At 70.0% G+C, this 21,424-nt stretch carries 18 protein-coding genes and 1 tRNA gene; 11 read left to right on the top strand and 8 right to left on the bottom strand.

Features of this window, described 5'->3' with window-relative positions:
• The first annotated feature begins 4 nt into the window (after window positions 1-4).
• Window positions 5-97 (top strand) — tRNA-Sec (locus IU369_RS21875).
• A gap of 48 nt (window positions 98-145) precedes the next feature.
• Here IU369_RS21875 and IU369_RS21870 read toward each other — a convergent pair.
• The 4 genes from IU369_RS21870 to IU369_RS21855 all read right to left on the bottom strand — a co-directional run bounded on the left by IU369_RS21870 (window position 146) and on the right by IU369_RS21855 (window position 4,617).
• Window positions 146-1,519 (bottom strand): dihydrolipoyl dehydrogenase family protein, encoded by a 1,374-nt coding sequence (locus IU369_RS21870; protein ID WP_246551621.1) that lies wholly within the window; start codon window positions 1,517-1,519, stop codon window positions 146-148.
• Window positions 1,516-1,902, bottom strand: a complete 387-nt coding sequence (locus tag IU369_RS21865; RefSeq protein ID WP_246551619.1) for a rhodanese-like domain-containing protein — start codon at window positions 1,900-1,902, stop codon at window positions 1,516-1,518. The genes IU369_RS21870 and IU369_RS21865 overlap by 4 nt, the downstream gene beginning before the upstream one ends.
• Window positions 1,903-2,558: 656 nt before the next feature.
• Complete coding sequence (locus tag IU369_RS21860) at window positions 2,559-3,392, bottom strand: hypothetical protein (protein ID WP_217924559.1); 834 nt, start codon at window positions 3,390-3,392, stop codon at window positions 2,559-2,561.
• An 88-nt stretch (window positions 3,393-3,480) separates the two neighbouring features.
• Window positions 3,481-4,617 (bottom strand): hypothetical protein, encoded by a 1,137-nt coding sequence (locus tag IU369_RS21855; protein ID WP_217924558.1) that lies wholly within the window; start codon window positions 4,615-4,617, stop codon window positions 3,481-3,483.
• Window positions 4,618-5,978: 1,361 nt separating this feature from the next.
• On the opposite strand from IU369_RS21855, the gene IU369_RS21850 reads away from it, so the two are divergent.
• The 5 genes from IU369_RS21850 to IU369_RS21830 all read left to right on the top strand — a co-directional run bounded on the left by IU369_RS21850 (window position 5,979) and on the right by IU369_RS21830 (window position 9,256).
• Window positions 5,979-6,695, top strand: a complete 717-nt coding sequence (locus IU369_RS21850; RefSeq protein ID WP_217924557.1) for a GAF and ANTAR domain-containing protein — start codon at window positions 5,979-5,981, stop codon at window positions 6,693-6,695.
• Between the two features lie 18 nt (window positions 6,696-6,713).
• Entirely contained in the window at window positions 6,714-7,466 is a 753-nt protein-coding gene (locus tag IU369_RS21845) for a GAF and ANTAR domain-containing protein (RefSeq protein WP_246551617.1), read from the top strand.
• Between the two features lie 208 nt (window positions 7,467-7,674).
• Window positions 7,675-8,067: an STAS domain-containing protein gene (locus IU369_RS21840; protein WP_217924556.1), complete on the top strand. Its 393-nt coding sequence runs from the start codon at window positions 7,675-7,677 to the stop codon at window positions 8,065-8,067.
• Window positions 8,064-8,231 (top strand): hypothetical protein, encoded by a 168-nt coding sequence (locus IU369_RS21835; protein ID WP_217924555.1) that lies wholly within the window; start codon window positions 8,064-8,066, stop codon window positions 8,229-8,231. The genes IU369_RS21840 and IU369_RS21835 overlap by 4 nt, the downstream gene beginning before the upstream one ends.
• Before the next feature lie 398 nt (window positions 8,232-8,629).
• Window positions 8,630-9,256 (top strand): RNA polymerase sigma factor, encoded by a 627-nt coding sequence (locus IU369_RS21830; protein WP_217924554.1) that lies wholly within the window; start codon window positions 8,630-8,632, stop codon window positions 9,254-9,256.
• An 848-nt stretch (window positions 9,257-10,104) separates the two neighbouring features.
• On the opposite strand, the gene IU369_RS21825 is transcribed toward IU369_RS21830, so the two are convergent.
• Both IU369_RS21825 and IU369_RS21820 read right to left on the bottom strand, forming a co-directional pair.
• The gene (locus tag IU369_RS21825; RefSeq protein ID WP_217924553.1) at window positions 10,105-10,578 is read right to left on the bottom strand and encodes a hypothetical protein; all 474 of its coding nucleotides are present in this window, start codon (window positions 10,576-10,578) and stop codon (window positions 10,105-10,107) included.
• 113 nt (window positions 10,579-10,691) lie between these two features.
• Window positions 10,692-10,916, bottom strand: a complete 225-nt coding sequence (locus IU369_RS21820) for a hypothetical protein (protein WP_217924552.1) — start codon at window positions 10,914-10,916, stop codon at window positions 10,692-10,694.
• A gap of 1,333 nt (window positions 10,917-12,249) precedes the next feature.
• Between IU369_RS21820 and IU369_RS21815 the strand changes: the two genes are divergently transcribed.
• Together IU369_RS21815 and IU369_RS21810 are read left to right on the top strand one after the other, a co-directional pair.
• Window positions 12,250-12,933, top strand: a complete 684-nt coding sequence (locus tag IU369_RS21815) for an alpha/beta hydrolase (protein ID WP_246551615.1) — start codon at window positions 12,250-12,252, stop codon at window positions 12,931-12,933.
• Window positions 12,930-13,397, top strand: a complete 468-nt coding sequence (locus IU369_RS21810; protein WP_217924550.1) for a GAF domain-containing protein — start codon at window positions 12,930-12,932, stop codon at window positions 13,395-13,397. The genes IU369_RS21815 and IU369_RS21810 overlap by 4 nt, the downstream gene beginning before the upstream one ends.
• Before the next feature lie 70 nt (window positions 13,398-13,467).
• Here IU369_RS21810 and IU369_RS21805 read toward each other — a convergent pair whose 3' ends face one another.
• Entirely contained in the window at window positions 13,468-14,304 is an 837-nt protein-coding gene (locus tag IU369_RS21805; protein ID WP_246551613.1) for an alpha/beta fold hydrolase, read from the bottom strand.
• A 145-nt stretch (window positions 14,305-14,449) separates the two neighbouring features.
• Between IU369_RS21805 and IU369_RS21800 the strand changes: the two genes are divergently transcribed.
• The 3 genes from IU369_RS21800 (at window position 14,450) to IU369_RS21790 (ending at window position 19,494) form a co-directional block, all read left to right on the top strand.
• Window positions 14,450-14,929: a MarR family winged helix-turn-helix transcriptional regulator gene (locus IU369_RS21800; RefSeq protein WP_246551611.1), complete on the top strand. Its 480-nt coding sequence runs from the start codon at window positions 14,450-14,452 to the stop codon at window positions 14,927-14,929.
• A gap of 286 nt (window positions 14,930-15,215) precedes the next feature.
• Window positions 15,216-15,971: an isocitrate lyase/PEP mutase family protein gene (locus tag IU369_RS21795; protein WP_217924548.1), complete on the top strand. Its 756-nt coding sequence runs from the start codon at window positions 15,216-15,218 to the stop codon at window positions 15,969-15,971.
• 1,429 nt (window positions 15,972-17,400) lie between these two features.
• The gene (locus tag IU369_RS21790; protein WP_217924547.1) at window positions 17,401-19,494 is read left to right on the top strand and encodes a diguanylate cyclase; all 2,094 of its coding nucleotides are present in this window, start codon (window positions 17,401-17,403) and stop codon (window positions 19,492-19,494) included.
• Between the two features lie 756 nt (window positions 19,495-20,250).
• On the opposite strand, the gene IU369_RS21785 is transcribed toward IU369_RS21790, so the two are convergent.
• Entirely contained in the window at window positions 20,251-21,288 is a 1,038-nt protein-coding gene (locus IU369_RS21785) for a hypothetical protein (protein ID WP_217924546.1), read from the bottom strand.
• Window positions 21,289-21,424 lie beyond the last annotated feature (136 nt).

Here is a 21,424-nt window from a genome sequence, read left to right as displayed (position 1 = left end):
CCGGGGAGCGGCCGGGGCCTGGTGGCCCGCCTCGTCTTCAAAACGAGTGGGGGAGGGATCACTCCCGCCCGGTAGGTTCGATTCCTGCGCCGTTCCGTTCCGTGCACATCGCCCCGGGGACATTCGCGCGCGCGGCGGCCCCGGTTCAGAGGCCGTAGGCCTCGAGGAGCTTCAGCCAGACCTCGCTGCGCGTCGGGAAGCTCGGCACTGCGTGCCAGAGCCGATCGATCGGGACATCGGCGACGATCGCGATCGTCGCGGCATGGACGAGATCCGCGACTTCGGGGCCGGTGAAGGTCGCTCCCACGAGCACCCGCCGGTTCTCGTCGACCACCAGGCGGGCGGTGCCCGGTTCCCCGCGCCCGAGGAACGAGGCACCGGCCGTTGCCGAGAGGTCGGCGTCGACGGCGCGTGCGTCGATGCCGGCCTCGTGGGCGGCCCCGAGAGTGTAGCCGACCGCGGCGACCTGAGGTTCGGTGAAAACCACCCGGGGTGACAGCGGCCCGCCGTAGACGATGCTGGTGTTGAAGCGACCAAGGATGTGGTCCGCCGCGATCCTGCCCTGGTACTTGCCCTGGTGGGTCAGCAGGGCGCGCCCGTTGACGTCGCCGACGGCGTAGAGCCAGCCCTCGGCCCCGGCGACGCACAGATGCACGTCCGTGGCGAGCGGTCCGTCGTCGGCCAGCCCGATGGTCTCCAAGCCGATCCCGGTGACGTTGGGGCGGCGTCCCGTCGCGACGAGGATCTCATCGGCTTCCACGGGGGCGGCGCCGGAGAGCTCGACGCGTACACCCGCTGCCGTGCGCCCGACCCGCTCGGCGCGCGTGAGGACACGCACGTCCACCCCCGCCGCCGCCAGGCCCCCCTCGACCTGCTCGGCGGCGAAGGGCTCCTCGCGACCGAGCAGCTGCGGCCCCGGTTCGATCAACGTCACGGCGCTGCCGAGTGTCTGGAACGCCTGAGCGAGCTCGCACCCGACGACACCGCCGCCGAGTACTACCAGGCGGCCCGGGACGGCAGAGGCGACCGCCGCCTCGCGGCTGGTCCATGGGGAGGACTGAGCCAGACCGGGGACAGGGGGGACCGCCGCGCTGCTGCCAGTGGCGATGACCACGGCGCGTCGCGCCGTCAGCACCTCGTCACCGACCCGCACGCGGCGTTCGCCGTCCAGCACCCCCCGCCCACGGTGCAGGACGATGCCGTGGGCCTCCAGCCAGGGGACCTGCGCCCCGTCGTCGAGGTCGTGGACGACCTCGTCGCGCCGCGCGAGGACCGCGGCGACGTCCAGCGGACCGGTGACGGCCTCGCGGGCGCCCGGGACACGCCTCGCTTCTGCCACCGCCTGGGCCGGCCGCAGGAGGGCCTTCGAGGGCATGCAGGCGTAGAACGAGCATTCGCCGCCGACGAGATGCTCCTCGACGATCGCGACCTCGAGCCCCGCGTCGGCGAGCCGGCCCGCGGCGACTTCGCCCCCCGGTCCCGCGCCGATGACCACCACGTCGTAGGCCTTCTCGGTCACGCCAGCCCCCCGGTTGTGGACACGCTATTCGTCGGTTGAGGCGACCGCGATTCCCGTTCGACGCTCCGACATGGGGCGCCGACGGTCGGCAGACCCTCTGCGCGCCAGCGATCGTAGCCGCCCTCCATGTCGGCGGCGTTCGCGACCCCCAGATCGACCAAGGCGGCGGCGGCGAGGCTCGACTGGTAGCCCTCGGCGCACATGAGCACGAGCGGACCCTTCACAGCAGTGAGGACGCGGTTGTGGTGGGGGCACGTCGGATCGGCTCGCCACTCAAGCACGTTGCGGGGGATGAACAGCGCACCTGGAACCCGCCCCTGCTGCTCCCGCTGGAGTTCAGACCGGATATCGACGATCAGCCCGCCAGCCCGGACCGCCTCCAACGAGCCCGCAGGCGTCAGGCGAGGGAAGCGACAGCGTGCCGCCGCCACGACTCGGTCGATAGCGGCGGTGCACCCAGGGAGTCGGATCTCGGAACTCTGGCTAGCCGGCACGTCCCTCCTCCAGACAGGTTTGAGACGACGACCGTGATTCGAACAGCCGGAGATGACACGGGGCTTACGATCCGTCCGTCCGTCCGTCCGTCCGTCCGTGCGTAGCGGTGGTGTGCGGCACCCGGGACGCAGGCGCCGCGGCCCCCCGAGCAGTCGGGTCGCACACTGTGCGACTCCGAGTGACTGCTCGTCTGGGAACCGTCCTCCACGAGGGATCCACTCAGGTCCGCCACCCGGCCGGACCGGGTGCTAAGGAGCACGCGAAGATCCCAACTGGGACGAGGTCGTGAGTAGTCGTTGCATCGGCTGCGAGGAACCGACGTGTGGAGGTCTTGGCGAGGACCCGCGCCTGCCCCCAAGAGGTCACTGTCACGCGGTTGCACTGATCGAGTCCTCCGGGCAGGTCGTCCGACGACGATGCCGCGAACTCGACGGCACCATGCGTCGTCCCACGCCCCGCCGCGCCTCGCGCGACGTCGTCCGCCGCCCCTCATGGGATAAGGGACGTGCCAGACGTCTAAGCCGCCAGCTGTAGTCGGTGGCGGTCAACTGTCCCGATGCATGCCTTCACCCTGTGGGTAGTCCGATCGGTCGGAGCGGTCCCTGATGCGGCGCAGAACCTCGCCTCGGTCGAGCCCCGTAATCAGCATCTCCTGCCGTGTGATGAGCTCGTTGACGACTGCTCGACCGGCTTCACCGTCCGCGAGCAGGCGATCGATCAACCAGGAGTTGAGGTCGAGGACGATCGCGCCGTGGCGCCTCAGCAGCGGCTCAAGCGACAACCCTCCTTCGCGTTCCGCGAGCAGGGACCTCGACGACGCGCTCCAGCCGCTCCACAACCGGAGTGCCGAGACGGGAACTCGAAAGTCGAACTCGAAGGCGTCTGGTCGATGCAGGTCCGCGACGCGGAACTCCCAGGTGAGGGGCGGCAGGGACCTGTGCAGGGTGAAGTTCCGCAAGTCCTTGAAGAAGGCGACGCTCGAGTCCTTTGCAAGGTCTCTGCGGCGGATCGTGAAGGCTGCGGCGGTGTCACCACTTCGGTTTCGCATCACCGTGCGCACGTGCTCGACGAGGCTCTGGGTGCTCGCGACATAGTTGTGCGTCGCCCGGAGGACGCTCGCGATAAATCGGTCGCGGACTACTGGAGCTTTGACGTTCTGGATCAGTTCGATGGCGAGTCCCTGGTCCTGGGAGGGTGCGACGAGCAGCTGTTCGAGTTCCGCGAGGTTGGGACGCCAGACGTGGTTCAGACTCTCGTTGAGGGCCTCGATTGCGTGGTGCTCGATCCGCGCGGGATGGCTGTCGATCTGACGCTGTAGGTCATCGACGCGCCTGCGGATGGCTTCCGGGTCTCCCTCGTCGGTCATGGCTTCGGGCACGTCGAACGGTCCTCCGGCTCGGCGGCGGAGGCCCCGATCGCCCGCCGCGGATACAGACGATGTCGATCCCTCAAGTGGTCCGTCAGCATCACCCGTCGGGATCTCCACTATCGATCCAGCGGAGGGTGGGCGGATCGATTGAGGCTTCGACGAGCGATTCCGCGATCGCTACGAGGGTCTCGCTGTCGAGGTTGTTCGCTTGGATGAGCACCCGCGTCGCGTCGCGGTCGGTGATCAGTTGGCGTTGACCACCCATCGTGCGGATCCGGGCGGTCCACCCATCGAGGGGCAACTCCGCCCAGCCGGTGTCGCCCCAGTTGCCGTCGACGACGTGGGTCTGGATCACCTGGAAGCCGTGCTCGGGGTGTGGGTAGTTCAGATGGACGCTCGCCGTTCTCAGCGGCCCCTCGGATGCAGGCACGAGTTCGACGAGGGGGCTGTGGCCGGCGGGTGTGCGCGTCGGCACCCAGACCGTGAAGGGAGCGCGCGAAGCCGCCTCGAGGAGCGGCAGATCAAGCGGTGGGGGAAAGAGGTCGTGGCTGCGCCGCGCCGGCCGCCCAGCGGGTGCCGAGAAGGAAAAGACGGCGGGATCGAACGCCTCGCCGAACGCGATCTCCATGACTTCTGTGACATGGAAGGGCGCCCCACCGATCCGGCTCTCCATGCGCAACAACACACCCAGCGTCCCGTCCACGACGATCTCATGTTCGTCGGCTCCGAACGGTAGAGGGGATGCGTGGCCGTCGTCGTCGGAGCGTGGTCGTACGTGAGCGAGCGCGCGTATGCCCGCGCGACCGGCGACGCTTGCCGTGCCGATGACCTGTAGGTCGACGAATGGGAGCATCACGGCGGGGTCGAGGAGCGGTCGTGCGGCTTCACCCATCCCGACGCGGTGCCCGGGGTCGCCGTCGTTGGTGATCGACCCGATCAGGGGGTCGAAACGCCACCACGTCCCGTCGTTGATCACCGTGAGCGACTGGGTGCGTCCCTGCGGATTCCAGCGATCCGACTCCTCTCGCCCGCGCCCAGGCGCCCTCCAGAGGCGGGTGATGTCCTCGGTCTCCTCGGGCTCAGGCTCGCCACCGATGCTGCCGAGCTCTAGGGAGAAGGAGGTGCCGGCGGTAGTCGCGAGGTACCGGTCCCATGCCTGCCGGGATCGGTCTCGGTGGCGCCACTCCCGGAAGACCAGACGCACGCTCTCGTAGCGCCGCACCGCGCCATGCATCAACTCGAGAAGGTCACCGGTCGCCGTGATCGCGTCATGGTAACGCCGTGCAGGGACTCGGCAGCCACGAGTTCACTCACGGTTACGGGGCTCCAAGGGAGCGAGACCGGTCTTCCGGGAGGCGCCTCCCTCCTGAGCGTAAGGTTCAGGTGGAACGTCGCCCTCTAGCCTCCCGATATCCGGCTCAGCCATCAAGGGAGACGAGGTGGCCCGAGCGGGATGAAAGGGCTCGATCACCGAACGCAGCGAACTGGAAGTGCAGACCGCTGCGCATGGCGCACGGGACTTCCCAGCCGCGAACCTGAGGCTCTGCCGCGTCCCTTGGCTCATTCAGGCGCCCCCCGCCGGTGGGGACTCAGTGGCGAGCCAGATCGAATGGGCTCACGAGCCAGCGGCGGCCATCCGGCACCGGCGCGGCACCGAGTTGAAGGCCACTGCCACGGGATGGGTCGGGAACAACAGAGAACGACGTGTCGATGAGCCCACTCGCGGCGGCCGACTGCTGGGATCACGGCAACCGGTGACCACGCTCCGTGCCCTGGAGGGGTCGTGAGTGGACTGCAGTACGAGGTCGGGGACGTGGTGTGTCTGCTGCGATCCGTGCCGGTTGTGCCTGGGTCGGCGATCGTCATCGAGCCCGGCGACGAGGGCGTCGTAATCCAAGTCGGAGACCACTTCCTCGCCCTGCACGTCGGCGGTGTTCGAATAATTGCTGCGAAAGGCGATGTCGCGCGCTTGGTCCGGGGAGATTGACTCATTGGCGAGTGAACCTCATTCGCAACGGAGTCCCCCCTCATCGCGAGGATCGACTTCGGCGATCCGCGCGCGACTGAAGGGCGGTGGATAGCGCCACGAAACGTCCGCCGGGCGCCTGCGCGAAGGGCGCATCCGATCGTCGGGTTCACGTCGCGACGCGTCTCGCTGCGTCTCGCTGGGATCGAGGCACGGCAGCATCGAGGGAGGGTAGTCGGCGGCACGGGCGCTCCGTAGTGATACACCGGGTGCGTCATCCGGGGGGGGCTCCCGAGGATGGCAACATCGCGGAGCCTCGAGTCCCGCTATCGGCGACGCCATGCTCTCGAGATTCGAGACCTGAAGCCGGCGTAGGCCCCCGCCTGGATCGGATCTTCACCTCGATTCGTCGTGTCGTCAGGGGCCCTTGCGCGCCGTCGAGCGCGAGGTCGATTCGACTGTGCGACACCCCGTCGCTAGGGTCGGCGCGTCGGATGTGGTGTCCGGCATCGCACGGGCTCTCGCCCGTTGATTGCTGCCTGCGGACCCAAGGCGTCGATCGGCGATACCGCCAGGAGACGTATGGACGCGGTACGCGGCACCAGCACGGGGATCCCGACCGTGCGCCCATGACCGAACTCGGGGATCGGGGGCGGGTGACGCGGCTCGCGGCGGTCCTTCGCGCCGTACGCGATGCGGACCCCGTCACGGGCGTCCTCCGTGCATCCACGCGTTCCCTGTCGGTCTCCGGGGCGAGCATCATGATCCTGGTCGGTGGGACGCCGACCCCCCTCGCGTGGTCCGGTGCCGTCGCCGAGCAGCTCGAGTTCCTGCAGAACGGGTTCGGGGAGGGGCCGTGCGTCGATGCCCACACGGGCGGCGCCCTGGTTTCGGAACCCGACCTCGCGAGATCGCGGTCGCGGTGGCCGGCGTTCACCCGAGCGGCCCTGGATGCGGGAGCGGCCGCCGTCTTCTCCGTTCCCCTCCGTGTCGGCGCAGCCCATCTCGGGGCACTCACCGTCTTCCGCGCCGAGGAGGGGGACCTGTCGACAGGCGAGCGCGGCGACCTCCAGGTCATCGCCGACATCGCCGCGACCCTGATCGTCATCACCCAAGCGTCCGCCGCCCCCGAGTCGGTGCACCCGCAGCTCGAGGCCCTCGCGTCGCACAGCGCGGTCGTCCACCAGGCGTCGGGCATGGTGAGCGTCCAGTGCGGCGTCGGGGTCCTCGACGCCCTGGCGTTGCTACGTGCCCAGGCTTTCGTCACGGATCGGCTCGTGGTCGATGTCGCGAGGGACGTCGTGATGCGACGCCTACGCCTAACGACTGGTTGGCGGGCTGTGTGAAGATCAACGCCCCCGTCGGTGAAGGTCGCCGCGGGTAACTTTGGAGAAGGAAACCACGTGATCCGAGAGCAGCGCCTGGCGAACACCTTCGTCGAGCTGGTCGACAACCTCGTCGAGGATTTCGACGTCGTTGAGCTCATGACGCTCCTGACCGAGCGTTCGGTAGAGCTCTTGGACGCCGACGCCGCGGGCCTCCTCCTTCGCGGGGAGTCCGGTCGCCTGCATGTCGTGGCCGCCACCAGCAAGGCAACCGAGGTGGTCGAGCTCTTCCAGACCCAGAACGAGGAGGGGCCCTGCCACGACTGTTGCTCGACGGGGACGCCGCTCAACGTGGCTGACCTCGCGGGCGAGGAGGGCCGGTGGCCGCGTTTCGCACCCGTCGCTGTCGCAGCGGGTTTCCGAGCGGCGCACGCGTTCCCGCTGCGACTGCGCGGCGAGGTCCTCGGGGCGATGAACCTGTTCCGCGCCGAACCGGTCGAGCTGGCGGGGCCTGATCTCGCCGTCGCCCAAGCCCTCGCCGATGTCGCGACGATCACCCTCGTCCAAAGCCGCGCCCTCGTCGACGCCCAGATCGTCCAGCAACAGCTCCAACACGCGCTCAACAGTCGAATCGTGATCGAGCAGGCGAAGGGCGTCCTCGCCGAACGCAGGGGCTGTGAGATGGACGAGGCCTTCGACCTCCTTCGTGCCTTCGCCCGCGAGGAGGGGCGACGCATGGGTGAAGTGGCCGCCGATGTCGTCGCCGGCCGACGCGTCATTCCAAACCCGTAGACGCCAAGTCGGCGGAAGCCCGACGAGGAAGTCGACGCGTCGGCTTTGCTCAACCTCCGCGTCGGTTCGCGTTGCCGCTCGGCCCGGGCCGCACCGTCACAGATCGGTCGGAGACTTGACGCGGGGTCGCCGAGTCCCGACGATGCTGCCCAGCACCCCCTGCCCGGACCTCGCAGGCTCCGCGATCCAGTCCCGATCGGACGGTTCCATGCCCGACGACCTCACGGTGCCGCTCGGTCATGTCCTGAACGGGCGTATCGAGCATGACGATGGCGTCGCCATGCTGTCGTTGACCGGCGAATTCGACCTCGCGAGCGTCGCGGCCGCGGATGCCCTCCTAGCGCAGATCGAAGCGACGCGGCCGCGCGCCATCGCCGTGGACCTGCAGGCGCTCACTTTCCTGGATTCATCGGGGGTCAAGGTGCTCATCGACGCCCACAACCGGTCCCTCGGGGAGCGGCTGTTCGCCGTTCTGAGCGGCTCGGGACCCCCGCGCCACGCCTTGACCATTACGGGAGTCCATAGGTTCCTGACGGTGGTCTCGTCCATTGATGAACTTCACGAGCTGTTCCTCGCAGAGGGCGCCGAGGCATCCGAGTGATCAGCACCCACTTCGAGGGCGGTGACGAGGTCTCCAGCAGACGGACGATGCTGCTCGCCCACGGGTCTCTCATCAACATCGAGTCCGCGGGCCTCGGTGGCGGCGAGAAGGTCGGTGCGCGTGCCTCGCGCTCCCGATCCACCGGCTACGGCCCCTCCGCTTGAAGGCCGCCGTGGGGGAGGGGCGACCGTGCGAGGGGACCGCGGTGCGGCCCCCCCGTGCGCAGGAGACGGAGGGGTGACGTGAGAGTCCTCGACCACGCTGTTCTCTCGGCGATGCTCGCCACCGAAGAGCTGGGTCGGCCGACGGAGGCGTGGCGCGATCTCGCCGAGCCGGCTCTACTGGCTCAGCTGACGCCGGTCGTCGCACCCCGGGCGATCAGGCGCCTGGCGGTCGCAGGCTACGTCTACCTCGACAGGAGTCTTGACCCGCCCCGTCCCCTCGGCCTCACCGACAGCGGCCGACTCGCGGCCGGCTCGCCGAGACGAGGGCGCAGGGGCACCGGCTGACGACCATCCAGGCGGCCCTCGGCACGACGGCGGATGAACGCGACGCGGCACTCATGTGCCTCGGCGACCGGGACGCCTTCGAGCAGCTCTTCCGGCGCCACTGGCACGCGGTCCATGCAGTCGGCGTCCGGGTCCTGACCTGCCCTGAGTCCGCCGAGGACCTGACCCAAGAGGTGTTCCTGCGGATCTGGCGGACCCGCGGCCAGTACGACCAACGGCGTGGAACGGTTCGAACGTGGATCCTCGCCGTGGCGCATCATGGCGCTGTCGACGTCCTGCGCCTGCGTGCTCGTCAAGACCGTTTGGTGGTGTCCGCCCGCAGCGAGCTGCGCGAGCAGGATCACGCTCCCGACGCCCTCACCCAAACCATCTCGCGCGGGGAGGCCCGCGAGGTGCGGGCGGCGCTCGGGGAGCTGCCGGCCGTCCAGCGTCACGCCCTGACCCTGGTCTACGGCGCGGGGCTCAGCCACGCCGAGCTCGCGGCTCGTACGGGCGTCGCACTCGGAACGGCGAAGGGACGCGTGCGGCTCGCCCAGAAGCGGTTGGCCCTGCGCATCAACATCGCGGAGCAGCCGATCGCCATCGCGGGGGCGGCCCCTCGCGCCGTGACGGCCACCGCAGCCCTCGCCGCTTCACGTCGCAAGGCAGGCAGCCCCTGCCGGCCGAGGTTCGTCGTCTAGACCCTTGAGGGATCGCGCGAAGGACAGTGACGCCCCTCGCCCGGCGACGGCAGGCACCCCGTTCCACATCGACATGGCTGGTCACGACGCCCCCTTTCGGAGCGCAGCTTCGGCATCGAAGGTCCGTACCCGGACCCGGGCCGGGCCTCGCTGGTGTGGGCCTGCGCCGCGCGATGAGGGACATCGATGGTCGTCACGCGGCACCTCTGAGTCGGCGCAGGCGGCAACCGTTGGTCGTCGCCGGCCCCGATGTGCTGGCCTCGCGTGAGGTGGTCGTGCTCCTCGGCGGCGGCCGCGGCGTCGGGTGGCCCACCAGACAGCCTGATAGGTGAGGCGGCCAGCACGTTCGCGTCCGCCGCTCCGCCTAGGGTCGCATCACCGCGAGCGAGGAAGCCGCGATCTACAGGGAGAGGTGCCGAACGCGCCTTGAGAGGACAACGCCGCGTCTGCGTCGCGGCGGCAGGTGACAGATCCACCGCTCAACGAGTGGGCGAAGGACGGGGCACTGCGAGAACTCGCTCGCCTCGCCCGAGACCTCCCCCACGTGGATGCCGGTGACGCCGCCCGCCGCCTGGGACGCCTGACGCCCGAGCAGCGTGCCCTCGTTGTCTCCGCTATCAGGACGGTGTGGGAATGGCCACCTGCAGCGTGAAGGCGCCCCCGGCACCTTCGACTGATGAGTGGAGTGGTCGTCGATCGCACCCGTCCGCAACGCCCGGGATCGCACACGACTACTGATCGCGAACAGCTCACCGCGCCCGGGGTCTGTCCGGCGGCCCGCTTTAGACGCGTGCGGCGGCTCGGGCGACTCCGGCGCCCGCGGATCACAGTTTCGAGTCGTGCGGTCGTTACCGCGGCGGGCGCTGAACCTGGATATCGAAGGCCTCTCCCGGCAGCACGAGAGACGCATCGGTCAATCCGGACGCCTGGATGAGCGCGTCACCGACCACCGCGAACCGTCTCGGCACGACCCAGTGCGATGCGTGGAGATGGTGGACGGCGCCCCAACCCTCGAAGGGAACACACCACAACTCGACATCGTGGGCATCCTCGCCTGGGTTGATGCGGTCTCCGGCGACGATCAACACAGCGTCTCGGGTCGGCGTCGGGACCCTATCGGCAGGCTGATCTGCGACCAGTTCCCACAGCTGGACTCGCGAGATGACCCAATCTCGTTGGGCGGCGGTGAGCCTCTGCAGGCGCCGCCACGCTTCATCGGCCCCGATGATGGTGCGGTCCCGGACCAGGCTCCTCAGTGCGATCTCGGCCGCCTGCTGCGACCAGAGGTCTACCGGTGGGTCGAATCCGCCTCTGTCACGCACGGCAGACCAAAGGGCGCAGGTCGAGGCGTGCCGTGGTTCCAGGATCGGTCCTGTAGGCGCTCTCACCTGGCATGACAGCGTTCGCGCCTGCTTCTCGCGCTTTGGGCATCTGTCTAGCCGGCTCGACGAACACGCAGGGCACGCTCAACCCATTCGGCGGCACTTGCCAGGGCGACGATCGGCGTCGAGCCCCTGATGACCTCGCTGGACTCACCGGGCAACTCGATGTCCACTAGCCAGTCGCCCGCATCGGGCTTCGGCGGCGCGACGCGTCCGCAGACCGGGTCGAGCCTCAGGTTGAGGACGGCAAGCGCCGCACGTTCGACGGCCTCGTCCACCCGGTCTCCGTGCTGTCCCTTTGAACCGGACCCGGCGATGCTCGATCTCAACGTCCCTCGCTGATCAGCACGACGGGAGAGCGGCAAGTATATCGTCGGGCGGTGGTACAGCAAATTTGGGGACCCGTTCTGTCACTCGGCCCCCCGCGATTGACGTGACGCGCGGCTCGGGGCGATTCACGGTCCGACCATTTGCATCGCCTGTCCGCCGTCCACCCGTTGACGCTGCCATCGGGCCGGGCGGGCAACCCCGCCATTTCGTTGGGGGACCGTCGGCGATCGAGGTCCCGAGGGTTTCTTCGCGCGCCGCGCTCGCACCCCAAGGGAACGCAGAGGGCTCGCGACCGGTGCGGGGGCCATCGTCGAGTCGAGAGTCGGTGTGCACGGAGGGCCCAACCGGGGATCTACCGCCGACGTAGGTAGCGACTTAAAGTGACTGCCGTCATGCTCAACGACGGTCACCCCCTGACTGCGGTGGAAGCCGTCCTCGCCCACCCACGGTACGCCGGACGATGGATCGACCTCTGGCGGGTTGCTGAAGCCGCGAACATCACAGCTCCGAGAGCTCGGCAGCTACTAGCGACCTTGGAACGCACGGGACGGGCCGAGTGGGAGGCCACGCCCACCGGAACGCGTTGGCGGCTGCGACGGAGCGGCCAGAGACCCGAATCTGACTGAGCGGCCCCGGGGCTCGTTGTCGGTGCCACCGCACTCCGCCTCGTTGAGATCGACCGACGCGGGCGGACTTGAGATCACCGACCGAGGCTCCACGCCCGGTTGAGGCACCGGCCCCGGAGGGTGTAGCTCCCGCCGCGAGCGGTCGGCCCGACGTCGGTCGCGGCGAGGGCCGCGCCGGGTGGCGGGCCCTACGGGCGCGAACGCGTCCAGCGGATCCCCCTGCTCGAGTTCGGGTCAGCGGGCTAGGAGATCGACGCTCTGACCTTCCGGTACTGGCACGATCGCCGCGGCCCCATAGGTCGAGAGCACGAGCGGATAGGGCTTCTTTCGTGCAAGGAAGGAGGGCTCCGAGTCCGGCGGGGCGTGTGCCGGCGCGTCTCGTCGATGTGGAAGTCACTCGGCCCGGCGCCGTTTCCGAGCGGCGGGCCGTTGCGTGCCCCGGGGAACGACGGCCCGTGGACCACCGGACGCCGCGGGGCCTCAATGCGTCACGAAAAGACGCGTCGCAGGAGCCCGGGCGGCAGGGCGACTCCTCGCTGCCGGAACCCCCTTTGGGTTGCCTCTTCCACAAGATCATCGCGCAAAAGGTAGTTTCCGGTCTCCTAGGTCGCCACCGTGGCGGCCTCGAGTCAGGGGGTCCGGGATGAGCGCACCGGTGCTGTTGGTCCACGGCGCGTGGGGTGGCGCGTGGGCGTGGGGCTTCGTCCAGGCGGAGCTCGACAAGCTGGGTGTGACGTCGACTGCGATCGACCTCCCATCCCGTGAGCGTGCTCCGAGCACGATGGCCGACGACGCGGCAACCGTTCGCGAGGCGCTTGCAGGGTTCGCTGAGCCGGCGGTGCTCGTCGGCCACTCCTACTGCGGTGTTGTCATCACCGAGGCCTCCGCTGGGAACGAGAAGGTGAAGGAACTGGTCTACGTCTGCGCGATCCTCCCGGAGGAGGGCCAGTCGACGGGGTCGCTCATGGGTGAGGACCCACAGCCGAGCGACATCGGGTCGGCGATCCGAAGCGACGAGGAAGGGATGTCGATCCTGGATCCCGTGGGGGCCAAGGCGATCCTCTTCAACGACGTCACAGACGAGCAGGCGGCACCGATCATCGCCGCCCTCGGCCCGCACCGACTGGCGGTGTTCGGCGAGGCACCGACCGCGCTGGGATGGAAGGAGCACCCGTCGACGTACATCCTGACGACGCAGGACAAGGTGTTCTCGCCTGCGCTCCAGCGGCGGATGGCCGTCAACGCGACGCGGACGGTGGAGGTGGACGCCGGCCACATCCCCCTGTTGTCGCGGCCCTCCGAGCTCGCAGCCGCGATCGCCGAGGCGGCAAACCGATGACGCCCGGGCCGGCCCGGATCTCGGAGATCCTCGCCCGGAGTGGAGACCCGGCGCTCGAGGCGATCGTCCGGCTCGCCGGCCACATCGCCGACGGCAGCGGGGCGGGCGTCCACATCCTCGACGATCGGGTCCAGCACCGGATCGCCGGCCATAACGCCCCGGTCGCCCCGCACCCACGCGAGGACTCGATGTGTCGCCTGGTGGTCGAGTCCGGGGAGCGGATCGTCACCGGGGACGCCAGCCAGGAGCAGCGGTTCGGGTACTCCTCGTTCGTGCGGGGCGACGAGCCGGGTGTCCGACGGTACGTCTCCACGCCCCTGCGGATGGACGACGGCGCCCTCGTCGGCACCTTGTGCGCGTGGGACGCGGACGCCGGTGACCTCACCGAGGAGCAGGTCGCCGCGTTCGACGACCTGGCCCTGCTCGCAGCCGCGGTCCTCCAGCGCCCCACCGCCGAAGGGTAGGCAGTTCCGGTTGCCCCCTGCTCCACCCCTGCGCGGTCAGCGGGGGTGGAGCTTTGGGCGCACCTGACCGTCAGCGGCTGAGGAACTCCAGCAGCGCCCGGTTGAAGTCGCTGGCGTGGCTGGCGTTCACGCCGTGGGGGCCACCGTCGATGACGACCAGCTCGCTGTGCGGGATCGCGCGGTGGGTCCGCGCGCCGGAGCCCTCAAGGGGCACGATCGCGTCGGCGGAGCCGTGGAGGACAAGGGTCGGCACAGTGACCTTCGGGAGGTCCTGACGGAAGTCGGTGGTACCGAAGGACTCCATGCAGGCGAGGGCGGCGTCCTGGTCGGACTGGTGGCAGAGGGCGACCGCCTCCGTGCGCTCGGCCTCGCTCACCTTGAGCTGGCCATCGGCGCTGAAGAACGTGGTCGTGAACTGCTCGAAGAAGGCGTCGCGGTCGTCGCGCAGCCCCTGCTCCATCCCCTCGGCGGCGTCCTTGGTGAGGGGGCCGTCGGGGTTGCCGTCGCTCTTCATCAGGTAGGGCGGCACCGCCGCGGCGAAGACGACGCTCCGAAGGCGCTCCTCACCGTGGTTGGCGATGTAGCGGGCGACCTCACCGCCGCCCATCGAGAAGCCGACGAGGGTGACGTCGGTGAGCTCGAGTTCGTCGAGGATGCTCTCGAGGTCCTTGGCGAGGCTGTCGTAGTCGTAGCCGCGGCCCGGCTTGTCGCTGCGCCCGAAGCCGCGCCGGTCGTAGGTGACCACCCGGTACCCCGCGGACGCGAGCTCCGGCACCTGCGGCGCCCAAGCCTCCCCCGACAGGGGCCACCCGTGGATCAACACGACGGGGCGGCCCTCGCCGCCGGTGTCGTCGACGTGCAGCTTGGTCCGGCTCAGCAGGCCCGAACGCGCGGAGATCTCAGTCAAGAGAAGCCCTTCCGTCGTCGTGGAGGGCGGCCCGTACGGCGCCGCCCTCGTCCACCGAACCCACATACCTTGTGCACGATGTGATGGCGGACGTGGGGGAGCTACCCTGACGGTGTCGACATCAACCCACCATCCGAGGAGCCCGTTGGAACCGACGACGCCCCCGCCGCATGCGGAGAACACCAGCCTCGACCCGTCGCGACGGGTCGAGGACCAGCTGTGCTTCGCGATCTATGCCGCGTCGCGGGCTGTGACCTCCCTGTATCGGCCGATGCTCGAGCGCCTCGGGCTGACGTACCCCCAGTACCTGGTGATGCTCGCCCTCTGGGAGGAGGACGGGGTCGCGGTCGGTGACCTCGCGCAGGCCCTCGCCCTCGATTACGGGACCCTCTCACCGTTGTTGAAGCGGATGGAGGTCGCGGGACTGATCAACCGCCGGCGCCGTGCCGACGACGAGCGCGCGGTCCTCGTCACCCTGACCGAACGCGGGCGGGAACTCGACGCCTGCGCCACCGAGATCCCATCGGCCATCGCCGACGGAATGGGCCTGGATGCCGAGGGCATCTCGAGGTTGCGCGACGCCCTCCAGCAGTTGACCGAGAGCGTCGTGCGGACCGCGCGCTGACCGGGGGGGCGCGTCTGACGCCGCACTCCAGCGGGCGTTCGCGCGTCGCATCGGGCGCTACCGGGAGAGCTGGGACGCTACGGGCTCCGAGCAGCCGGCCGGTGCGATCGGCGACGTCGCCGCCGACCCCGCCGGCCGGCTGCGCGCGCGCCGACGCGATTGGCGCCCCGCCGCCTCCTGCCGTGGGGGCCTGGGGCCGGTGGATGCGTCGCTTCGCCGGGTGTCGGGCATCCTGGTGCGGTGCGACGACGGGCCCACCAGGGACCCACCCAGACGAGGAGACGACATGGACCCGAACGCGGCGGCTGCGGCCGCACGGCTCAAGGAGATGCACGGCGGCGACGGGCCGCTGGTGCTGCCGACGGTGTGGGACGTGTGGTCGGCGCGCACCGCCGTCCGCGCCGGCTTCGGCGGCCTTACCATCGGGAGTCACCCGCTCGCTGCGGCTCTCGGCGCGGAGGACGGCGAGGACCTCACCCTCGAGGAGGTCTTCGCGGCGGTCACCCCGATCATCGCGGCGGTCGACGTCCCAGTGTCGGTTGACCTCGAGTCGGGTTACGGGCATGGGCCCGAGGACCTCGTCGCCGGCCTCGTGGCGGCGGGGGCCGCCGGGCTCAACATCGAGGACACCGTCCATTCGGAGGGCGGCCGCCTGCGGGCACCCGAGGAGCACGCCGCGTATGTCGCCGGCCTGCGGGCGGCCGCCGACGCCGCCTCGGTCCCGCTCGTGATCAACGGGCGGACCGACGTGTTCAAGGGCGCCGACGATCCGGCGTCGCTGCGCGAGGAGGGCATCGCCCGGCTGCTGTTGCTGGTCGAGGCCGGGGCCGACTGCGTCTACCCGGTGAAGATCCAGGCCGACGACGACCTCGTGCGCGACGTGGTCACCGCGATGCCTGTGCCGGTCAACATCACCGCCCACCCGGTCGACCACTCCCTCGCGCACCTCGCGTCGCTTGGGGTGGGCCGCGTCACGTTCGGCCCGCTCCTGCAGGCCGCCTTGACCGACTACTCGCTCGAGATCGCGGGCCGCTGGCGCTGACTCGTGACCGGTATGGCGACGGGTCCCTCCGGGGACCCGTCGCCGGGGCGTCAAGCCGTTCGGGAAACCGGCGAAGCTTGATCGTCCTGATGGTCGGCGCGTCCGGCTTGACGCTCGACTCTGGGAGTGGCGGCGCCCTCGAATAGCCCCATGCAAGCCCCGGCTTTGCACGCGAGTTGAGGTTCTTGGCGGCGCCGGACCGGTACCGAGACCCGGCGTGACCGGGAACCCCTGATGATCACCAGCTTCTGACCGAAGAGGCGCGTGCCGCGGGCACCCCTGAACATTTTCACGAGCGAGCGTACGCCCCGGCTCGGTGCTCGACACACGCACCAGGGCGCACTCCCAGACGGTGAACGACCGATCGAGACGACGCCCGCGAGCGCGAGGTCGGGCCCGCGCCGACGAGGGTGAGCAGGGGGATCACCCGTCGAGGTTCGCGCCGACCGGATTGGCGACGGTCCGAGGGTTGCACTGACTGAACGTCCACGGGACGGCCCCTCGGGGGCTGCCGCCATCGGTCGTGGTTCCGTGTCGTCGAGGTTGTTCAGGTCGGTGTTCAAGCGGCACCCCGGCGAGGTCCACGAGCGGGTGGTGACGCGCGCCCGCCCGCCGCGTGTTCTCGACCTCGGACGGCGTCGGGTCGCTCGGCATGCGCACCTCGTCGCCCCCCCACGTGATCAGGCCGAGCTGGGCGAACTCCGGTCGCCAGCCACCCATCGGCCGCCAGCCGTCACCCCGCGGAGGACCCGCGCGTTGGCGAGCGTCGGACGGCGGCGATACAAGGCTGAGGGTGCCAGCAGGTCACCGGGACCCGTCCCACCCAGTGCTTGACGCTTTCAATCGAGCACAACTCAATCGTGCAAATGGGGTAGGTTTGTGGAGTTCATCGCCCATTCGCTGCGTCGAGGGCGCGACGACCGACACTTTTCGAACACGCGGTGGGGAGGTGGCTGGTGGGGAGTCGCGGGCGAGTCGGGGGGCCCCGCCCGTTCCGGCCATCCGGGGGGTCTCGTTGCTTTCAGGGAGAGTGAGAGGCGTGGCTGTCGCCACCGACGCAGACCCGCCCAATGCTTCCTGGTTTTTCGCTCGGACGCGAACGCTCCCGCCACAGTGTTGGTTATCGCCTGCCGACTCCGGTTCCGCCGGCCGCCCCTCCCCCGGTCCCTGACGTGGCGAGGGATGACGGGGTTCGTTACTGGACACCCGCCCACTTGGCAGGTGTTGGGGGCAACCGGCGGGGCAGTGCGGCGCGCGTCCGGCACTGGGATGACGTCAGAGAGAACCGGTTACCAGCGTCCTTCGACCGATGTGCTGTCCCAGCGGTGGGCTATCCGGACGTGCGCCGCAGGCCGTGGCCGCGTCGGCCTCACTTGGTGACCCGGGGCTCGGGATTGACGGGAGTGACCGTCGACCCCGGAGGTGGGCGGTGAGCGGGGAGGATGATCGGTCGGGGATCGTCTCGGTCGCCCGCGCCGTGGCTCGGGGATCGTCGGTCTCGGAGGTCCTGCGGCTCGTGGCGGGTGGGGCGGCTGATCTGGTCGGCGGTGATGGAGGGTTGGTGTGGAGGGCCGGGCCCGAGAGGCTGACGGTCCTCGGGAGCTCCTCCCAAGAGACAGCCCATCGGGGCTTCCGCTTGACGCGAGGCCACGGCGGCGCCGTCGAGTCGTGCATTCTCGGTACCCGGCCGGTGCACATCGACTACTGGTCGCTCGATGCAGGGGACCCCGTCCGCGTCCGTGCCGAGCCGTTCGGGTACCGCTGCGCTGTCGCAGCTCCGGTCGTGCTCGGTGGCCGATCTTGGGGGGCATTGCATGTCGTGACGCGCCGGCACGGTGTCCTGTCGCAGGCGTCCGCAGAGCGCCTCGCCGATTTCGCTGGTCTTGCTGCACCGTCACTCGGCTACGCCGAGTGTTGCGTGCTGCTAGAGCAACGCGCCGCTGAGCACGAAGCCATCGCGCGCCTTTCGACCCTGCTGGCAGGGGCCGCCCAGCCTGAGGAGATCTTCTCGGCGCTCGCACGGGAGGTCGCCTGCCTCGTCGGCCTCGAGATCGGTGCGGTCGGCCGGTTCACGACCGACGCGGCTGAACTGTTGGCGTCCTGGATCGCCCCTGCCACAGAGATCGACGCGCGCCAGGACCTGCGTCGTGTTCCCCTCGCCGACGACACCGTGTTCTCCCGGGTTGCGCGCTCGGGCGAACCCGCGCGGGTGGATGACTACGCGAGCCTCGACGGCGAGGTCGCGCGCGCCGTCACCCGGATACCGATCCGCAGTTCGGTGGCGGCACCGATCGTCGTCGACGGGAGCCTCTGGGGGGCGGTCGTCGCGACCAGCCCCAGGCCCCACGCGGTCCCCGACGACGCCGAGGAGCGGTTGACGCGGCTCGGGGAGATCGTCGGACTCGCGATCGCCAGCGCAGAGCACCGGGCGTCTCTGGAGCACCAAGCCGCGACCGACGCCCTCACGGGCCTCGCCAACCGACGCAGCTTCCAGGAGCGGCTGGAGGAGGAACTCGCCCGGGCCCGGCGGCATGGGCGCCGCCTCTCGGTCGCGATCCTCGACATCGACCACTTCAAACGTGTCAACGACCGCCACGGCCACCCCACCGGGGACGCGGTCCTGCGTGAGGTCGCGAAGCGGCTCGCGGAGGAGGCGCGGCCGGGGGACCTCGTAGCCCGCATCGGCGGTGAGGAGTTCGCCTGGATCCTGCCTGACACCACAGAGGCAAGCGCCTGGCATGCCCTGGAGAGGATCCGGGTCGCCATCTTCGCTCGCCCGGTCGGTGAGCGCCTCACCGTGACCGCATCGGCCGGTGTCGCCGACTCGTTGGCCGCCTCCGACGCTGATGCGCTACTCGCGCTCGCAGACGCCGCCCTCTACCGGGCGAAAGCCGGGGGCCGCAACCAATCCGTGCGTCACACCCAGTCATCGCCAGACGGTGAAGGGGACGGTCCGGTCACCGGCGTCAGGGAGGCGACCCTCACGCCGTTGCGTGCCCTCGCTCACTCGGTCGAATCCGTGGATCCCCCGAGCCGCGGCCACTCCGAACGGGTCGCGGACCTCTCGGTCCGGCTTGCGACCGGCCTCGGGTGGCCGGTGCACGAGACGATCCTCCTGCGGGAGGCGGCGCTCCTGCACGACATCGGTCAGATCGCCGCTCCCTCCGGTGCTGTGGAGCGTCAGCCGACGGCGCGGTGGGCGGTGCTCGGAAGTCAGATCCTCGCCCGGGCTCTCCTCCCCGAACAGCTCGCCTGGATCCGATCCAGGCCTGAACGCTTCGACGGGTCAGGCGGACCCGAGCAGTTGAGGGGCCACGCGATCCCACAGGGCGCTCGCATCCTCGCGGTCGCCGACACCTTCGACTGCCTCTGCGCGGGCATCGGCGGGGCGCCGATGCCGCCCTCGGCGGCACTTGCGTCGTGTGTGGGGATCGCCGGCAGCAGCCTCTGCCCTGACGTTGTCGCGGTCCTCACCCGTCTCGACGCATCCGGGGCCCTGGCAGGTGGCGGGCAGACCCACTGATCCGCCACGGGCCGCGAGCCCGCGGACCAGGTGGTCGCGTTCGAGGTGGGGTCGCCAACCGAACGGGCGGTGTTGGACGCGGGCGGCTGCGGTCAGAGGCCGGCGCGGGCGCGACCGACGGCGGTGAGGACCCTCCCGCGGTCGGCTCCCCAGGCCAGCAGCCGCGCGAGGGCGTTCCACAGTTCGCTCCCCGCCGCTGCCGCGACTCGCGGCTGTCGGTCGATGACGCACAGCCTTCCGTAGATGGATCCGTCGGGGAGGCCGATCGTGTGGCCGCTATAGCTCTCCACGCCCTAGTCGGCCCGGAGGGCGAGGTCCACGTAACCCGAAGAAGATCTGAGGTGGCCGTGGGAGGCGGGAGCGAGCCCCTCGATCATCCGGTGGCAGAATGACTCGGTCAACCGCGCGCGACTACCGGGGGATCAACCCGGATCCACTGGAGCCGATCACCTCGATCTGGTCCCCCTGGATCCGGGTGTTGAACGCCTCCTCCCAACCGGCCGCGAGCCGCAGTTAGCTGATGGTGTGGTGACAGGCGGCAGCGAAGGGGTTGTCGTTGACGAGCCCGGTGTTCGCCGCGCGGGGAGGGGATCGGGCCGAAGGGGCCCCTTCCGCCTCCGCCCGCTGGTCCCGGACGCCGAGCTCCGTGTCCGTAGCCCAGTAGCGGGGCCCCCGCCGAGTGGCATCTCCCGAGGCGTTCAGCGGACCACCCCCCCGTTCCCGCCTGCCAAGCCCCGGTGACTGGGGGCATTTCCCTTAGGGAATGCTCAGCAGGGGTGCGTCAAGGCGATCGAGCCTCGGGGGACGGTTGGTGACCGCGATGAGCAGCGGCGCGTGCGTGGCCTGGTCAACGACAAGCCCGAGCTGCGTGCGCACGAGGGGCGTCGTCGGGGGGCCGGGGCTGCCCGGGCTGCGGCTCGGCGGACCTGCGATGAAGCGGCCCTGCAGCGCGACGAACCAGACCCTCCGCGACTGGGGTAGAGCATCAGGGTTGGTGGGCCTCCCGCGCGCGCGCATGACGGCGCCAACTGCGGCCCACCCGCGCACCTGCGTGGTCGAGGCGGCGCCGATGACTTGGGAGGACGGATCGCCGTAGGCACGTCCAACCCGACGCGCGAGAAGAAGGAGATCCTCGGGCGGCGCGTCGGAGCGCCCCGTCATCATCTGCCAAGCCGAGGCGACCTGCGCAGGATTGCGGGCCGCCGTGGTGCACACGAAGGCGACACGACCTCCATACCCGCACGCCATGCTGGTGAACAGGTCCGTCTGGCCTGGCGTCGCGACAGCAACGGCGGCCGTGCTGCCGGGGTCCGGTCGGCTCATGGCGTCGTTTCCGTCGTGGAACGCTGCATAGGCGACGAGTCCGATGGCGGCCGCGGCTGCCACGCCCGCAACGGGTTTGCTTCCGATGCGCTTTATGGATCGAGCATCGCAGCCGAGGTCCGTCTCCACCAACCTGACGCCGACCTTGGCGAGGCGCGACGGCGCCGCTCTATCCACGCAAAGCGGGTAAGAACAGAGGCTCAAGGCGAGCGCGGGGATCCGACCCACGGGTTGGATGTCCTCCACGATAGGGAGTGGATCGCTCTGCTCGACCAGCAGGCGGCAGATCGGCAGCTTCACCAGCGGCCGGCCGGCCGAACGCGTGAGGAAGCCTCGCTCACGGGGGTCCGTGGCGGTGGTGTGGACGGCGACGATGCTGACGTCCTCACCGTCGTGCACGAAACAGCTCGCCCGGTCGCTGCCCAGCGTCCGCTGCGCTGTTGAGGCGATCCCCGCGAGGGTCGAGTCCATGTCCAGGCGTTCGCCGAGGATGGCGGCGACCGTCTCCAGGACGCTGCGGTCGCCCGCCTGCTGAACCTGCGACCTCGGCGCTTTCCTCGGTTTCGGCGTGTCCCGCCCGCGGCTGCGGCTCGAGAAGATCCATGGG

The sequence above is a fragment of the Miltoncostaea oceani genome, from assembly GCF_018141545.1.
In the GTDB taxonomy this organism is placed as follows: domain Bacteria; phylum Actinomycetota; class Thermoleophilia; order Miltoncostaeales; family Miltoncostaeaceae; genus Miltoncostaea; species Miltoncostaea oceani.
This window is presented reverse-complemented; position numbering and strand designations above follow the sequence as displayed.

Bases quoted from the DNA above. Each gene is read 5' to 3' on its own strand.
- IU369_RS21795 (WP_217924548.1), top strand. From the start codon at position 15,216: ATGGACCCGAACGCGGCGGCTGCGGCCGCACGGCTCAAGGAGATGCAC.
- IU369_RS21840 (WP_217924556.1), top strand. From the start codon at position 7,675: ATGCCCGACGACCTCACGGTGCCGCTCGGTCATGTCCTGAACGGGCGT.
- IU369_RS21855 (WP_217924558.1), bottom strand. From the start codon at position 4,617: ATGCATGGCGCGGTGCGGCGCTACGAGAGCGTGCGTCTGGTCTTCCGG.
- IU369_RS21830 (WP_217924554.1), top strand. From the start codon at position 8,630: ATGTGCCTCGGCGACCGGGACGCCTTCGAGCAGCTCTTCCGGCGCCAC.
- IU369_RS21785 (WP_217924546.1), bottom strand. From the start codon at position 21,288: ATGGACTCGACCCTCGCGGGGATCGCCTCAACAGCGCAGCGGACGCTG.
- IU369_RS21810 (WP_217924550.1), top strand. From the start codon at position 12,930: ATGACGCCCGGGCCGGCCCGGATCTCGGAGATCCTCGCCCGGAGTGGA.
- IU369_RS21850 (WP_217924557.1), top strand. From the start codon at position 5,979: ATGACCGAACTCGGGGATCGGGGGCGGGTGACGCGGCTCGCGGCGGTC.